This window comes from Seohaeicola zhoushanensis, from assembly GCF_014656415.1.
In the GTDB taxonomy this organism is placed as follows: domain Bacteria; phylum Pseudomonadota; class Alphaproteobacteria; order Rhodobacterales; family Rhodobacteraceae; genus Seohaeicola_A; species Seohaeicola_A zhoushanensis.
The window spans coordinates 1-13,463 of sequence record NZ_BNCJ01000044.1; the positions used below are offsets into that span (position 1 = coordinate 1).

General features: G+C 63.3%; 14 protein-coding genes and 4 pseudogenes. 8 read left to right on the forward strand and 10 right to left on the reverse strand.

The window, feature by feature from the left end; genetic code table 11:
• Positions 1-62: 62 nt before the first annotated feature.
• Positions 63-407 (forward strand): annotated as a pseudogene (locus IE266_RS26030) (integrase core domain-containing protein); the annotation flags it as partial.
• A 93-nt stretch (positions 408-500) separates the two neighbouring features.
• Here the strand turns inward: IE266_RS26030 and IE266_RS26035 are convergent.
• The 7 genes from IE266_RS26035 to IE266_RS26065 are packed head-to-tail and all read right to left on the reverse strand — an operon-like array spanning position 501 to position 4,789.
• A complete protein-coding gene (locus IE266_RS26035; protein WP_189683067.1) occupies positions 501-1,004 on the reverse strand; it encodes a hypothetical protein in 504 nt (167 codons plus the stop codon).
• Entirely contained in the window at positions 1,001-1,525 is a 525-nt protein-coding gene (locus IE266_RS26040) for a hypothetical protein (RefSeq protein WP_189683068.1), read from the reverse strand. Before IE266_RS26040 ends, IE266_RS26035 begins: the two co-directional genes overlap by 4 nt.
• Positions 1,522-1,992, reverse strand: coding sequence for a hypothetical protein (locus IE266_RS26045; protein ID WP_189683069.1), 471 nt, complete (start codon positions 1,990-1,992; stop codon positions 1,522-1,524). Before IE266_RS26045 ends, IE266_RS26040 begins: the two co-directional genes overlap by 4 nt.
• 5 nt (positions 1,993-1,997) lie before the next feature.
• Positions 1,998-2,549 (reverse strand): hypothetical protein, encoded by a 552-nt coding sequence (locus IE266_RS26050; RefSeq protein ID WP_189683070.1) that lies wholly within the window; start codon positions 2,547-2,549, stop codon positions 1,998-2,000.
• Positions 2,550-2,559: 10 nt separating this feature from the next.
• Complete coding sequence (locus tag IE266_RS26055) at positions 2,560-3,954, reverse strand: vWA domain-containing protein (protein WP_189683071.1); 1,395 nt, start codon at positions 3,952-3,954, stop codon at positions 2,560-2,562.
• Positions 3,954-4,304 (reverse strand): hypothetical protein, encoded by a 351-nt coding sequence (locus IE266_RS26060; protein WP_189683072.1) that lies wholly within the window; start codon positions 4,302-4,304, stop codon positions 3,954-3,956. The genes IE266_RS26055 and IE266_RS26060 overlap by 1 nt, the downstream gene beginning before the upstream one ends.
• A gap of 2 nt (positions 4,305-4,306) precedes the next feature.
• The gene (locus IE266_RS26065; protein ID WP_189683073.1) at positions 4,307-4,789 is read right to left on the reverse strand and encodes a hypothetical protein; all 483 of its coding nucleotides are present in this window, start codon (positions 4,787-4,789) and stop codon (positions 4,307-4,309) included.
• 128 nt (positions 4,790-4,917) lie between these two features.
• Between IE266_RS26065 and IE266_RS26070 the strand changes: the two genes are divergently transcribed.
• The 5 genes from IE266_RS26070 to IE266_RS26090 are packed head-to-tail and all read left to right on the forward strand — an operon-like array spanning position 4,918 to position 8,820.
• Entirely contained in the window at positions 4,918-5,403 is a 486-nt protein-coding gene (locus tag IE266_RS26070) for a putative pterin-binding protein (RefSeq protein WP_189683074.1), read from the forward strand.
• A 56-nt stretch (positions 5,404-5,459) separates the two neighbouring features.
• Positions 5,460-6,734 (forward strand): sensor histidine kinase, encoded by a 1,275-nt coding sequence (locus tag IE266_RS26075; protein WP_189683075.1) that lies wholly within the window; start codon positions 5,460-5,462, stop codon positions 6,732-6,734.
• A complete protein-coding gene (locus IE266_RS26080; protein ID WP_189683076.1) occupies positions 6,731-7,696 on the forward strand; it encodes a response regulator in 966 nt (321 codons plus the stop codon). Before IE266_RS26075 ends, IE266_RS26080 begins: the two co-directional genes overlap by 4 nt.
• A gap of 52 nt (positions 7,697-7,748) precedes the next feature.
• On the forward strand, positions 7,749-8,219 hold the full coding sequence (locus tag IE266_RS26085) for a hypothetical protein (protein WP_189683077.1): 471 nt from the start codon (positions 7,749-7,751) through the stop codon (positions 8,217-8,219).
• Between the two features lie 34 nt (positions 8,220-8,253).
• The gene (locus IE266_RS26090) at positions 8,254-8,820 is read left to right on the forward strand and encodes a hypothetical protein (protein ID WP_189683078.1); all 567 of its coding nucleotides are present in this window, start codon (positions 8,254-8,256) and stop codon (positions 8,818-8,820) included.
• Positions 8,821-8,898: 78 nt separating this feature from the next.
• Here the strand turns inward: IE266_RS26090 and IE266_RS26095 are convergent.
• The 3 pseudogenes from IE266_RS26095 to IE266_RS26100 all read right to left on the reverse strand — a co-directional run.
• Positions 8,899-9,405, reverse strand: a pseudogene (locus tag IE266_RS26095) (type IV secretory system conjugative DNA transfer family protein); the annotation flags it as partial.
• Positions 9,398-9,562: pseudogene (locus tag IE266_RS27365) on the reverse strand (UCP036055 family protein); the annotation flags it as partial. The pseudogenes IE266_RS27365 and IE266_RS26095, both read right to left, overlap by 8 nt.
• A gap of 100 nt (positions 9,563-9,662) precedes the next feature.
• Positions 9,663-10,655 (reverse strand): annotated as a pseudogene (locus IE266_RS26100) (DNA-binding protein); the annotation flags it as partial.
• A gap of 166 nt (positions 10,656-10,821) precedes the next feature.
• On the opposite strand from IE266_RS26100, the gene IE266_RS26105 reads away from it, so the two are divergent.
• On the forward strand, positions 10,822-12,450 hold the full coding sequence (locus IE266_RS26105) for a TnsB C-terminal domain-containing protein (protein WP_189683079.1): 1,629 nt from the start codon (positions 10,822-10,824) through the stop codon (positions 12,448-12,450).
• Positions 12,428-13,285, forward strand: a complete 858-nt coding sequence (locus IE266_RS26110) for a TniB family NTP-binding protein (RefSeq protein ID WP_229864519.1) — start codon at positions 12,428-12,430, stop codon at positions 13,283-13,285. Before IE266_RS26105 ends, IE266_RS26110 begins: the two co-directional genes overlap by 23 nt.
• Positions 13,286-13,463 lie beyond the last annotated feature (178 nt).

Genomic DNA, 13,463 nt, shown 5'->3' on the forward strand with positions numbered 1-13,463 from the left:
GAGGGCTCCGCGCGTGGCCATAACCTCTCGGCAGCGCTTCTTCCCGACGTGCTACGGCACGGAGCTACATCTCCGGCGAGTTGGCCGACTGGCTCGCGGACAAAGGCATAGATCACATCCGTGGCGCTCCCCGGCACCCTCAGACCCAGGGCAAGATCGAGCGCTGGCACCAGACACTGAAGAACCGCATCCTGCTCGAAAACTACTACCTGCCCGGCGCCATCGAGGAGGCCATAGCGACCTTAATCGACGCCTACAACCATCACCGCTACCACGAGAGCCTCGGAAATCTCACCCCTGCCGACGTCTATCACGGCTGGGCGGAAACCATCCTGCAACGACGATGGGAGATCAAAGCCACGACCATCGAGAAGCGCCGCTTGCTGCATCGCCAGAACGCGGCATAGACTGAAACCCTAACGAGCCAGGCCCTCCGTTCCCGATCAGGCCCTCGTGTTCCAAATCATCTGACGACGGACATCAAGTGGCTCCGTTGCCGATCATGGGTCGTTTGGGGAAAACACGCTTCGCCGCAACCAGTCGTTGGTTTCGTTGGCGATCCTGCCCGGTCCATCGCCGGACACGCCCCAGCCCGACAGCGCAATCCGTGTCGCCGGACGTGTGTTGCGGAACACCAGCATGACCTTCGAGGTCGCCCGCTCCTCGGCGGAGGTATGAGTGCGCTCGAGTTCGGCGCTGTCCAGCGCATCCAGAGGATAGGTGTCCGATCGCGCGCGAAACCGCGAGGCGCGTCTGACCGTCACCAGCCCGCTCGGCTTGTCGATTATCAGAACCGTGCGCTCGGTCAGCGCAGCGTAGCCCAGATAGAACGCGCCGTTGAGGCCGAGCAGAAGGATGAGTCCGGTCATCACCTCGCCGCCGAGCAGATGGGCAAGCCCGAAAATCGTAACCGGTATCACCGGCAGCATCACGAACCAAAGAATGAAACGGGGAATGGCCAGTTCGATCTCGAACCGCTCGGGGGTGTTCAGCCTCGCCATCATGGCCGGTCCTCCGAGGTTCGTGACAACCATGACGTGATCTCGGCAGCCATCCGGGCCACGTCCTCGCGGTCCGCACGGCCCGTCGGGATCTGGATTTTAAGCCGGGAGCTGTCGTTGGCTGTGACGAGAACAAGCTCGGCCCTGTCAGTTCCCGCAGAACTGCCGTAGCCGATGCGCGGTTCGACCCGCAAGGACGGTGCCAGTGGAACCGTTCTATTCTCTCGTCCCTGCAGGCGCGTCACCCGCAACTGCGCATGACCTGCCGCACGATCGAGGCGCAGTTGCGTCACCACCGCCGTCTCGCGCAAGATGAGGCCGCCGATCAGCGCCGTCATCGCCAGAACCGTGATCCCCGTCCCGATGGCGCCATCCGCAAGCGCTGCAAGGCCCATGGCAGCAGCCAACAGGATCGCGCCGACCGCGATCGCGGCGCGGCGGATGGGCCGGTATTCGATCTCGAGCACGGCGTCCGTCTGCTGCAAGACGCGGAAGGGATCAGCGAGCAAATCCGGCAGGTTCACGGCATCCCTAGGTCTGTGTCGATCCAGCCCTCCACGAATTTGCATGTTGTCGGCGCATCGCTGCGGCAGAGGGAGGCGACGAATTTGGCCTCCATCCGGCCGGAATCATCGAGGTCGAGCCGTTCGAGCATAAGCTTGGGCGGGTGCGGCGCCCCATCGCTCTGCCAACCGGGGCCAGTGACACCTTCGGGACGGATGTCGATGGTAATGCCCGCGGGGGCCGTGTCGGCCGAAGGCTCCCCTTCGAAAATCAGATTGATGTGGAAATGTCCGTCCCCCATGGCGTTGATGTCGATCATGGTCAGGGGGCCGATGTCGTTGACCTGCACCATGGTCGCACCGTCGTCCATCCGCAGCACCTCCCACGTCCGGTCTGCGCCATCAAGATAGGCCGTCACGGTACCGACGGAATCCAGCGCAACGGCCGGAGTGGCGACAAGGCCAAGTGTAAGGAAAAGTCTTTTCATGGCAACTACCTCTTGCTCAGGCTGACTTCGCGGGCGCCTCTGCCCGAGTTCCATTTCGTCCCCATCGCCTCGGTTTCGGAGAAGAAGCTGATGATGCCGTCCGCACGCCGTGCGCCGCTGCCGATGTGCCACGAGAATTGCGGGGCAAGGCCGATGTCGCATCCAAGCACGAAGGTCCATTCGACCACATCAGGCTCGATCGCGAACATGCTCGGGTCCATCGGCGCGCCCTTGACGAAATCATAGCGCAACTCCCTGTTGCCACCCCGTACCGGGACGAGTTCGATCTGCATCCCGTCAGCGGCGATGTAGAGCCTGTTGCGCATCCGGTCGTAGACGATCTCGAGAGCGTTCCTGTGAACGCCCACTGTGGCTCCGATGCCCACGGCAGTCTCGGTCCAGCTGCCTTCCAGCAGCGGTCCGATGCGCCGCAGATCGAGCTTGTCCGCGCCCCGCTGTGCTTCAGAGCAGATCTCGTTTGGGATGGCGCCGTTTTGTTGGGAGACAGCCGGGCCGGCAGTGAGGATGAGCAGCGCGAAAAGGACGGTGCGGATCATTCGGTTGCTCCTACGGTGACGGGCGCGCGTGCGATGATGCGGCCCGAGGCGCCGACCCGGTAGCGCAGTTCATAGGTGCCGGCGGCGTCGGGTGCCTTGAGCTTTGCAGGAGATCCCCATCGCGCCAGGGTTGCCGTGATACGGGCATCGTCGGGCGAGCCGGTTTCCGCCAGCACGATCTCGTCCTTCGGGCCGGCGGGTCCGGTCCAGGCGACCTCGAACCTTTCGCCGGGGGGGCTGTGTCCGGCGGCGAGATGCTGGCCTCGGTCGCAGTCAGGGTGATCGGGCGAGTGGCGAGGATGCGCTGTAGCTGGTTCTGTTCGTAACGCAGTTCGTAGGGGCCGGTCTCGTCGGGCAGGCGCAGCGTCACGGGGTTGCCGTTCCGGGTCAGCGTCACCGCGAATGTCTCTCCCGCCGCTGCACCGGGGCTGGCCAGCGTGATCCGGTCGCCCTCGGCATCGGGACCGGACCACGAGACATTGAGGGCTCCGCCCGCCGGGGCGGTTTCGGGGGCCTCAAGCGATGCTTCGGGACGATCCTCAGTCAAGGGCACGGCCACGCGCTGAACTATGTCAGGCCGGACGGTCAGGGCCATCTTGCCGGTGTAGCCGGGCGCGGTTGCAGCGACGCTGTATTCCCCCGGCGGCAGGACGATGTCGAAAGGATCGCTCCTTTCGCCTTCCGCGACGACCGCGCCAGTCTCGTCCGCGATCTGCCAGTCGGCTGCGCCCAGCGGCGCTCCGGTTTCGGCAGAGACCGCATGAAGCGACATTACTACCGTGACCGCGACGGGTTCGGCGGGCGTTACCTGCGCAAGGGCGGCGGCAAGTTCCGCCCCGGTTGCGGTCTCGAACAGCAATCCGCCGGTCTGATCGGGCAGGCAGGAGAGCGCGCCAACCTCACCCGGCGCCATTCCGAACCCCGCGACATGCGCGCGCAGAGCGATGCCCTCGCTTGCGAATTGGGTGGCCAGCGCACAGGGATCGCCGCCGCAATTCTCCAGCCCGTCGGTGATCAGCACGATATCGGCCGCCTCCGCCGTGTCGGGGATCTGTTCGCGCGCCACCTGCAGCGCGTTGGTCAGCGGCGTCATGCCCTGGGGGATCAGCCCGACCAGCCGGTTGGCCTGGCCCGCGCCGATATGGAGGCCCATCGGCGTGACCACCTCGATATCTCCGCAATCGCCACGGCGATTGTGCCCATAGGCCACGATCGCATAGGGCGCGTCGGGATCGCGGTCGACGAAGTAGTTGCCCATAACATCGCGCGCCACTTCGATCCGGCTGAGATCGCCTTCAAGCCGGTTCCACATCGAGCCGGATGCGTCGAAGACGATGACGGTGACGGGCTCCGCCGCCAGCGGTGCGGCAGCGCAGAGGGCGGCGGTGAAGATTGCGTTTCGCATCAGTCGAGCCTCGGTTGCAGGTTCGGGCAGGGTGCATAGCGTTCCGCCCACCCATCGCCGATCACGATCAGATCGCCGTCCATGCGCGTCATCAGCAGGGTGCGTTCGCGCCAGTCCTGTCCTTCGCCCCGGCAATTGGCCCAGTAGAGCGTGGCGTTTTCCCAACCCTCGACGCTTCGGGGGTCGGTCAGATGGCAGCTTGATTCATAATAGACGATCCGGTCGCCCTGTAGCGTCACGCGCTGGTCGCTGACCGGGGCCGTGCAGTCGAAGCCGTCATAGACGCCATCCGCGGGCACTGCTGCCACGGGGGCGGCAAGCATGATCATTGCAATGGCAGTCGCGCGCATGTTCAGTTCACCTGCTCCAGCCGTGCGTCAAAGCTCAAGGTCACTGGGCGCGTTTCCGAGTCTGGTCCGCCGCTGACATTCCCAGTCACTGTACCCGAGAGGCTCACGAGTCCATCCGTTGCAGAGAAATCCGTCAGTTCCAGCGTCAGGCCGTCACGGTCGCCTCGCCAGTTGGCCCCCATGTCGCGCGCGAAGGCGATTTCGAGCGTCAGTTCCTCGGGGTCTGGCAGCTCACCACTCAGCATCAGCGATATGAAGACAGTTTCCTGATCGCCTTCCGTCTGCACGCCGGAAAAGAATGCGTCGCCGTAACTTCCGATGATCGTCGCTGCCGAAAGATCGGGCGAGATCGACAGTTCCAGCGGCTGCTCCCCGAAACTGCCGATGACCTGACCGCCCGGTTCCTCGGCAATGGCAGCCGTCGCCAGAAGACAGGAGAGGGCGCAAATTCCGATCGCGCGGCGCATGGAAGCGTTTATGAACATGTAACGTTCTCCTTGTTGAGCCGCAGGATATGCACTCGCGCAGCTTCGCGCCCCGTCCGTTTGAATGGGGCGCCGCGGAAAAAATATGTGCTAGCGTCCATTCAGGCCTCACTATTCGCGCGATTCTCATGACATTTACGCATCGCCTCTATTCTTGCATTCCCGTATTGGCGATGATCGTTCTTGCCGCGCCGAAAGCGATTGCGGAAAGCCCGCTGTTGACGCTGACGGGTGCGGTGGATGGCGGGCAGGTGGAGATATCGCGCTCCGATCTGGATGCGTTGGAGTGGCACGAGATCGTGACCTCGACGACCGTCACCGACGGACGGCCGCTGTTCAGAGGGGTGCTGATGCGCGACATCCTGGTGCTGGCCGGCGCGCGGGGCGAGATGGTGACCGCCCGCGCGCTGAACGATTACGTCATCGACATTCCCGTCAGCGACTTCCACGAGCTCGACGTGATCGCGGCGCTTTACATGGATGGGACCGCCCTGACGCCACGCGACAAAGGGCCGGTCTGGATCGTCTATCCGCGCGACGATCACGCGGTGTTGGCCGACATCCGCTATGACATGCGATGGGTCTGGCAGCTCGTCGCGCTGCATGTGCAATGAAGCGGTTTGCCGAGCCCCTGCGTTATGTCAGCCTTGCCGCGCTGATCGTCGCCTGCATGGGGCTTCTTCTGATCGCAGCGGTCAACATCTTGCGGATCGAGCGACAGATGCAGATCTCGGCAACCGAGAACATGACCTGGATTTTCGGGCAGACCCAGATCGAGGCGCTGAACCTTGCCGCGGCCCTGTCGGACGACGCGGACCCAACCGAGCTCCGGCTTCGCTTCGATCTTCTGGTGTCGCGGCTGAACCTTCTGCGCGACGGACCACAATGGCGGTTCCTCAGCGAGGCCGGGCTGGCCGAGGGCCTGATGGGCTGGCGCGACGGGTTGCTGGCCCTCGATCCGGCCGAGGGCGGCGACCGGGTGGCGCTTGCGGCGCATGTGGCGGCGCTGTCAACGGCGCTTCGCGGCAAGGCGAGCAGGGTCATGTCGCGCGAGTGGCAGCTCCAGTCCGAACGCCTGGACAGTCTGGGCCGATTGCACCTTCTGGCGCTCGGGACCATCCTGGGAGCCTTGATTGCCGGAGCAGTGCTGGCGGTGCTCCTGATCGACCGCGAAAGGCGCCTGACAGGTGCCAGGATGGACCAGCTGCGCGCCAAGCGACTGGAGCGTGACCTCAATCAGGAAAGGCTGACCTCTGAAGGCTATCGGCGCTTCAGCGACCTGATCGCGCATCAGGTGCGCACGCCGCTTGCCGTGATCGACAGCGCGATGCATCGCCTGACCCGGCCGGGCAGAACGCCATCGCCCGAGATCATCCGCGCCAAGGCGGAGGTCTCCCGCGAGGCGGTGGCGCGCCTTGTCCGGCTGACCGACACGGCACTTCTCATGGCGCGGGTCGATCGGGGTGCTGTCGCACCAGAACTGGCGTGCCATGACCTGGACAGGATCGCGGCTGCCGCCATCGAAGACCTGCACGGCTCGGTCAGACCGCTGGACACCGACCGGGTGATCCTCGGCAGCGGCAACCGGCAGGTCGCCGCAATCTGCGACCCGGTCCTCACTGGCGAGATTCTCGCAAACCTGCTGCGAAACGCCTTGCTCTACTCTTCGCCCGACAGCGAGATCGACGTCAGGCCAATGCTTGGCGGCAAAATGGCCATCTGCGACATCAGTGACAGAGGCCCGGGGATGACGCCGGAAGAACTGGCTGGCGCCTTCGAGGACTTCGCGCGCGGGGCACGTCATCGCGATCTGCCAGGTTCGGGTCTGGGGCTGCCACTCGCCCGCCATCTCGCGCGGCTCCAGGGCGGCGACGTGACCCTTGCCCCGCGCGCCGGCGGCGGGCTGGTCGCGCGGCTGACCCTGCCTGGCGCGGTGACGGCATGAGCGCCCCCCTGATCCTGTGCATCGAAGACGAGCCTTCGCTGCGAGACGATATCGCCGCCGAACTGGGCGAGGCGGGCTATGAGGTAATCCAGGCGGCTGATGCCCGCGACGCTCTCGAACGGCTCGACGACCGGCGCCCCGATCTCATCCTTTGCGATATTGTCATGCCAGGAATGGACGGCCGCGCCTTGTTGGCCCATCTACGGTCCGCCCGGCCCGAGCTGAATGGTATCCCCTTCGTGTTCCTGACCGCCCTTTCGTCGCGCGAGCAGATGATCGAGGGGCGCAGGGCGGGGGCCGACGATTATCTCACCAAGCCAATTGACTACGATCTTTTGCGGGCAATGATCGCGGCCCGTCTCGACCAGGTGGCCCGCCTACGGTCTGCGGGCGGGCGTGAGGCGGAAACAGACGCGTTGGACCGCCTGACGGTCGGGGTCGTGCTGCTGGACGTGGAAGGCGGCGTGTGCCATGCCAATCGTGCGGCAATCGAGCTGGCGCGTGATGCCGGCATCACTCTTGAGCCGCGCTTGACCGGGAAGGGCGAGGGTGGCCGCAAATTGGCCGGGTTACTCGCACGGATACTGTCAGGCAGCGAGAGCGGTGCTGCCCTGTGGCTGGATGACGGTTCGCGCCGCGTGATGGTGCTGGGCCGTCCGCTTGGGACGGGCCCGACGCGGGACGGCACCGCCGCAATGCTCACGCTCAGCGATCCCGACCGCCACGAGGCGCTCGATCCCGTCGCGCTGCGACAATTGTTCGATCTGACCCCGACCGAGGCTGACGTCGCCCGCCTTGTCGCCGAGGGGCTAAGGCGGGACCAGGTCGCAGCGCGGCTGGGGGTTTCGACCAACACAGTGGCGTTCCATCTGCGCAACATCTTCGACAAGACCGGCACCCGCCGCCAGGCCGACCTGGTGGCTCTGATCCTGTCCATGCCGATGGCGTGGAGCGATCCATGACCCTTGCCGCTGACATGGGCCTGAATCCGGCGACCCCAAGGAGACATCCAGCATGACAAGAACATCCATCCCGCTCGCATTTTGCATCGCGGGCCTGTTGACCCCGGCATTCGCCGAAACGGCGAGGGAACGCACCGTCACCGCGATCGAGGCCGCCGGCTGTACCGTCGATGGCTCCAACGTCAACGATGTTCTGGACGGCCTCGGGTTGAGCGGGGCGGACTTCCGCTTAATCGGGGAGGGACTTGTCGCCGACGGTCTGGCCGACGTGTCCCAAATGGGAGTCTTTCGGTTGACGACCCCCGGCTGCACCATAGCCGGAGCAACTCCCACCGAACGCACCGTCGCCACGATCGAGGCCGCCGGCTGCACCGTGGACCGCTCGAACATCAACGAGATACTCGACGGATTGGGACTGGCCGACGAAGAGTTCCGCGAGATCGGCGAGGCGCTGATGGCCGAAGGACGGGCAGAGGTGACGGAGGCCGGTGCGTTTCGGCTGACCACCGCCGGTTGCCGGTGAGTGCGAAAGATTATCGAGCGTGAAAGGATATCTCATGAGGTTTGGTGCAGCATTCGTCGTGGCCATGCTTGTCTCCCCGGCCGCTGCCGAAGACCAGCCGCTATGCGGGACATCAACTCAACGAGACTGGCCCCGCATCCAAGAAATCTTCACCGGCGACTGGCTGATCGAGCATCAGGCGGGCTATGCCGCGATGGGCGGCATGATCTTGCCGTTTCCCGATGATGGCGAGGTCGAGACGATCACCATCTGGCAAATGGGTGACACATTGCAGGCGACCCATCCAGAAGCGCAGGCGCCGCTGGTCCTGCGCCTTGCGGACGAGCCCCGGTTGACTGTCGAAACCGACAACCCCGCTATCCCCGAGGCGTTGCTAAGCCCCGATGATGTCGCGTTGACGGCAGGATGCTCGCAACTCGAACTTCCCCGATTGATCGGAACCACCACTGCAGTCGTCGACGGCGTCCAGATGAACTTCACTTATCGCATGATGGCGATGGACTGGTCGACGCTTTACGGCATCATGGAAATCGACTCGGTCGTGCACGGCACTCCGGTCGAGGCCCGTCGCACGGTGTGGATGCGCGCTACAGAAGGCTGAACCGAGATTTCGTTCCAGTCCGCTTGTCGCTGCCCTATGACATTCCAGTCCCACAAGAAGACATAGACGGTTCCAGTTTTATGAATGCTCCGCAATAATCGCCTTCGTCGTCTGAACTGCCGCGGCAAGCGCAACCCTGTCCGGCTCCTTGAGCCCCAGCCCCACCGGATCAAATGACAACTGCACTGGCCCACCTCCACTAGCTCCCGCGCGAGCTGCTCGACCCCGCGCACGATTTGGCCGCGAAGGCGTGGAACTCTGCGTATTCGATGCGGGCATCTCCGCCATTGCCGGTGAGGTCGCTACCCCAGAACCATTTGCGCCTGCAGCCGCCCGCACATCCATTAGCTCTTGCTTCAGCATCTCAACCGTTTCCTGAGTCTCAGACATCTGTCGGTCCCACCGAAGGCCTTCCTCGTCCGGATATGGGAAGCTTCCCGATTGACCGGCGTGCAGCACCTTCAAAGCCGGGTCCTCGAAATACTTCACCCTTTTTGCCCGGATCGGCATCTGCGCGTCGATCACGAGGATGACCTCGTCGAGGTCCACGCGTCGGGCCGCATCCTCGGTCAGGAGCGGGGTAGGGTCGCGGCGGCTCCTTCTTGACGAGACGTCCGACGCCGTTCGAGCGCTCCCAGGCCGCGAGCTTCTTCGTGAACCGCGCAGGCGGTTTCGGACTGTTGTCGGTGTAGCGAATGAGCGCGCCAAGGGGCGCGGTATCGAGAATGGTGGTTGCAGACATGATTCCTCATCCTGAATGCGTCATTTTGCATATCATCATATTGATATTATTGTATTTTATGTGATTGAGGGCGGGGAAGCCCGCCCTCGGATGGCGCGGATCACTCCGCAGCCATCGTCGACGCATCATCACCCGGCAGGTCAGCGGTGAGGAAGGCGGGAAGGTCGACATCCTCGGCCTGAGCGGTGTCAGAAACAGGCTCAGGCGCCCCCTGCCCTTCCGCACCGTCGAGTGCCGCCAGATCGTGACGGCGAAGAACCTCCGGCAACCAACCGCTGCCTTTCAGCAGACGCTCGGCTTCGGTCGCCATCTCGCCCTTCTTCAGGTGATCGAGGAGCTGCGCGGTCCCCTCCCCTTTCGCCTCGTACACGGCCTCGAGGATCCGGGCCTTGGGCACGCGGTTCAGGTAGGTATCGACCGTCGGCTCCCAACCCGCCTCGACCATGTCGAGATCGACCGCCTGTGCGACCAAGTCGGACTGGGTCATCCGCTTGTTCAAACCGCTGGCGGAGATACCGGCACCATAGGGGTTCACCTTCTCATGCAACGCGTTGATCCCAAAGCTGAGGCAATGCGCGAGCAGGGACAGCCGGCTCGCCTGATCGAGGGACGCCAAGTAGTCCCAGAGAGCAGCATCGTCGCCGAGCGGCAGGTCGGCCTCCCACTCGGCGTGACGATCGTCTACCAGCTTGGCCACCACGCTGTCCTTCAGATCGCTGGCCTGCGCGGACATGTAGACGTGTCGCACCGAGGCTTCGAGGCAGCTGCCGGCCGAACTGGACGTCCGGAAGGTGTCACCCACGAGCTTCAGAAGCAGCAGCGTCAACGCGACGTCGGGGGAACGACCGACAGCTTCGCGCAGTGACAATGTCCGGTGCGCCGTCAACTCCATGACCAGCCGCTCAGGCAAGGGCTTCAACGCACCATCGTCCTCGTCGTCGGGCATGCTGGCGCCAAGCGCCTGACCGGCAGAGGCGACCACCGTGCCATGGCCGACACCATCGGCGCTGCTCGCAGCTGAAAGCTCAGCGCCCTGCCCGTCTGCCGTCTGTTCACCGCTGTGGACGTCGACGTCTGCCCGTGGCTCATTGTCACTGTACCCTAATTAATCAGAATCTTGTCTGAAGTTATCCTGCAAAATCAATGGCGGGTTGCATCCTTAATTTTCATATTGTACCGTTAATTACCATACTGTACCCTTAATTGCCGCACGGTCGGAACTGTGGATAAGTGTCGGCCTCTTGGGGTGGGGGATTTACGTGGCCAGCGAGCGTATTGCGAAACACCGTGCAGCGGTTCTTCGGCCGATCCTGGAGCTTGAGAAGAGGGGCGAGCCGATCAGCGCTGCTATCGGTGACGCCGCTTGGGAACTCGGCTTGGCGAAAAGCCACACATGGTCGCTATACCGGCGTCTGAGAGAGAACGATGCACGTGCCACGGCGTTGGAGTTGGACCGTCGTGGGCCGAAACGTGGTTCGAAGCGGATTTCCAAAGACGTCGAATTTATTATCAGTGAGAGTCTGCAGCGCTACTATCTGGTTCGTGAGCGCTCGAGCTTTCTTCGCATCTGGCGCGAGATCCGTGCCGAGTGCGAAGCGAAGGGATTTCAGCCTCCGACCCGGAAAACGGTTAAAGCCCGTCTCGACGCGATGGATCAGCGAGAGGTCTTCCGGAAACGGCGCGGGGCAGAGGAGGCTGACAAGGTCTTTGCCGCGCGTCCTGGTCGCCTTGAAGTCTCAGCTCCGCTGGAAGTCGTTCAGATCGATCATACGACTTCGGACATCACGTTGGTCGATCACGTCGATCGCCGGCCGCTTGCGCGCCCCTATCTCACGGTGGCCATCGATGTCGCGAGCCGGATCGTTCTCGGGGTCCATGTCACTTTCGATGAGCCATCTGTCTTGTCGATCGCCCTATGTCTCGATCATTGTGTCCGCCGAAAATCGGTGCACGTTCCTGGAACAATGGAAGAGTTGGTTTGGCCGACTTCTGGCATTCCGAGGGCGATCCACGTCGACAATGCGCAGGAGTTCCACAGCGACGCCTTCAGAATGGCCTGCGAAGATTGGGGCATTGCTGTCGAGTATCGTCCGCTTGGCGGCAAACATTATGGCGGCCATGTCGAACGGCTGATCGGAACGACCATGGGGGCCGTTCATGTGCTGCCCGGGACGACCCAGTCCTCAATCGTCGAGAAAGGTGACTACGATAGCGCGAAACATGCGGCCCTGACACTGACCGAGTTCGAGGATTGGCTTCATCTGGAAATCTGCCGCTACCACAATACGGTTCACGAAGCCCTCGGCCGAACGCCGTTGGCTGCCTGGGCTGACCTCGGCGGGGATACCGCGGGGCGGCAGGTCGTTGACGTCGAAGCCTTTCGGACGAGCTTCTTGCCCTTCGAGTGGCGCCAGCTCGGACGCACCGGGATCACGCTCTTCGGGGTCCATTATTGGAGTGATGTCTTCGCGTCGTTGGTCGGACGCGGGCAGGGAAAGGTACAGGTGAAATACGATCCGCGAGACTTGTCGCAGGTCTGGGTCATCACGGATGACGGCCGCGTGATCTCGGCACGCTACCGGGATCTCAGCCACCCGCGTATATCGCTATGGGAAAGTCGGCGGGCGCGGAAAGAATGGCAGGACAAACATGGCGGCCGGATCGACGAGCGGGCCCTGTTCCAGGTGATCGATGCGCAACGGCGCCTTGCCGAGGCGGCGCGCCAGAAGACGAGGACCGCCAGGCTGGAAAGCGAGCGGGGCGCTCGGATTCCCCAGCACCAACCGCGCCGCGATCCGTCGCGCGAAATGTTCGCGATCGACACGGGCAACCCTGATCTGCCAACCTATGAGATTGATGAGTTTGATGACCCCAGACGAAAGAATTGACCGCATCCGCAGCGATCACTGGATTGCCTTCGACCGTGCCGCGATCGTTCTCAACCGATTGACCTCCCTGATGGAAATGCCGCAGCAGAGCCGGATGCTGGGCCTGATGGTCTATGGCAGTTCCGGCATCGGCAAGACGATGATCGCCAAGCGCATGGCGAGCAAATACCCGACACAGTACAACGCGGAACTGGGCGCCACGAAGACGCCCATCTTGCTGGTTCAGGCCCCGCCCGCGCCTGACGAGCGACGGTTCTATCAGCACATCCTTGCGACGATCGGTGCACCGATGTGGGGCCGACATACCGTGTCTGAGCTCGAGGTGCGCGCGCTAGGTCATCTTCGGGACATGGACCTGAGGATGTTGATGATCGACGAAGTTCATAACCTGCTTGCTGGCAGCTATCGTGAGCAACGCCGTTTCCTGAATATGCTTCGGTTCCTGGCCAACGATCTCTGTGCCTCGCTCGTCGTCTTCGGTGTGAACGAGGCACTCGAGGCGGTTCGGGGGGACGACCAACTGGCCCGACGGCTGGACGAACACTATCTGCCGCTCTGGGAAGACGACGTGGAGTTCTCCCGCCTCATCCAGACTCTGATCGCAGCGATGGCACTTGAGCAACGCTCGGGTCTGACCTTGGCGTCGCTTCGAACGATCCTGAAATTGACTGGGGGGATCACGTCGCGCGTGTTCATCATGATAAAGTCCCTGGCCATCGATGCGATTAAAACCGGTGAGGAACGGATCACCGACGAGGCGGTTCAGGCTTGGCAACCGGTATGGACGAAGCACGCCTGGAACATCCCTCGCCAGCCGGTCGCCACGTTCGGGTGACGCTCAAGGCCTTGCCGCGTCGGCCGCTACCGGCACGCGATGAGCTTCTGTCCAGCTGGATCGGTCGGCTGGCAAAGGCCAATCATTGCTCCGCTGAAGAGATTTGCGGCTATCTCGGTTGTAAGCGCCACGCCGATCCCCTCCTGCCGCGTTGAAGCTGGCTGTGCGAGTCCTGCTG

Excerpts from the sequence above, each read along its gene's own strand:
- IE266_RS26055 (WP_189683071.1), bottom strand. The coding sequence starts at position 3,954 with ATGCGAAACGCAATCTTCACCGCCGCCCTCTGCGCTGCCGCACCGCTG.
- IE266_RS26035 (WP_189683067.1), bottom strand. The coding sequence starts at position 1,004 with ATGATGGCGAGGCTGAACACCCCCGAGCGGTTCGAGATCGAACTGGCC.
- IE266_RS26045 (WP_189683069.1), bottom strand. The coding sequence starts at position 1,992 with ATGAAAAGACTTTTCCTTACACTTGGCCTTGTCGCCACTCCGGCCGTT.
- IE266_RS26110 (WP_229864519.1), top strand. The coding sequence starts at position 12,428 with ATGACCCCAGACGAAAGAATTGACCGCATCCGCAGCGATCACTGGATT.
- IE266_RS26075 (WP_189683075.1), top strand. The coding sequence starts at position 5,460 with ATGGGGCTTCTTCTGATCGCAGCGGTCAACATCTTGCGGATCGAGCGA.
- IE266_RS26065 (WP_189683073.1), bottom strand. The coding sequence starts at position 4,789 with ATGTTCATAAACGCTTCCATGCGCCGCGCGATCGGAATTTGCGCCCTC.
- IE266_RS26070 (WP_189683074.1), top strand. The coding sequence starts at position 4,918 with ATGACATTTACGCATCGCCTCTATTCTTGCATTCCCGTATTGGCGATG.
- IE266_RS26085 (WP_189683077.1), top strand. The coding sequence starts at position 7,749 with ATGACAAGAACATCCATCCCGCTCGCATTTTGCATCGCGGGCCTGTTG.
- IE266_RS26050 (WP_189683070.1), bottom strand. The coding sequence starts at position 2,549 with ATGATCCGCACCGTCCTTTTCGCGCTGCTCATCCTCACTGCCGGCCCG.
- IE266_RS26060 (WP_189683072.1), bottom strand. The coding sequence starts at position 4,304 with ATGCGCGCGACTGCCATTGCAATGATCATGCTTGCCGCCCCCGTGGCA.
- IE266_RS26080 (WP_189683076.1), top strand. The coding sequence starts at position 6,731 with ATGAGCGCCCCCCTGATCCTGTGCATCGAAGACGAGCCTTCGCTGCGA.
- IE266_RS26090 (WP_189683078.1), top strand. The coding sequence starts at position 8,254 with ATGAGGTTTGGTGCAGCATTCGTCGTGGCCATGCTTGTCTCCCCGGCC.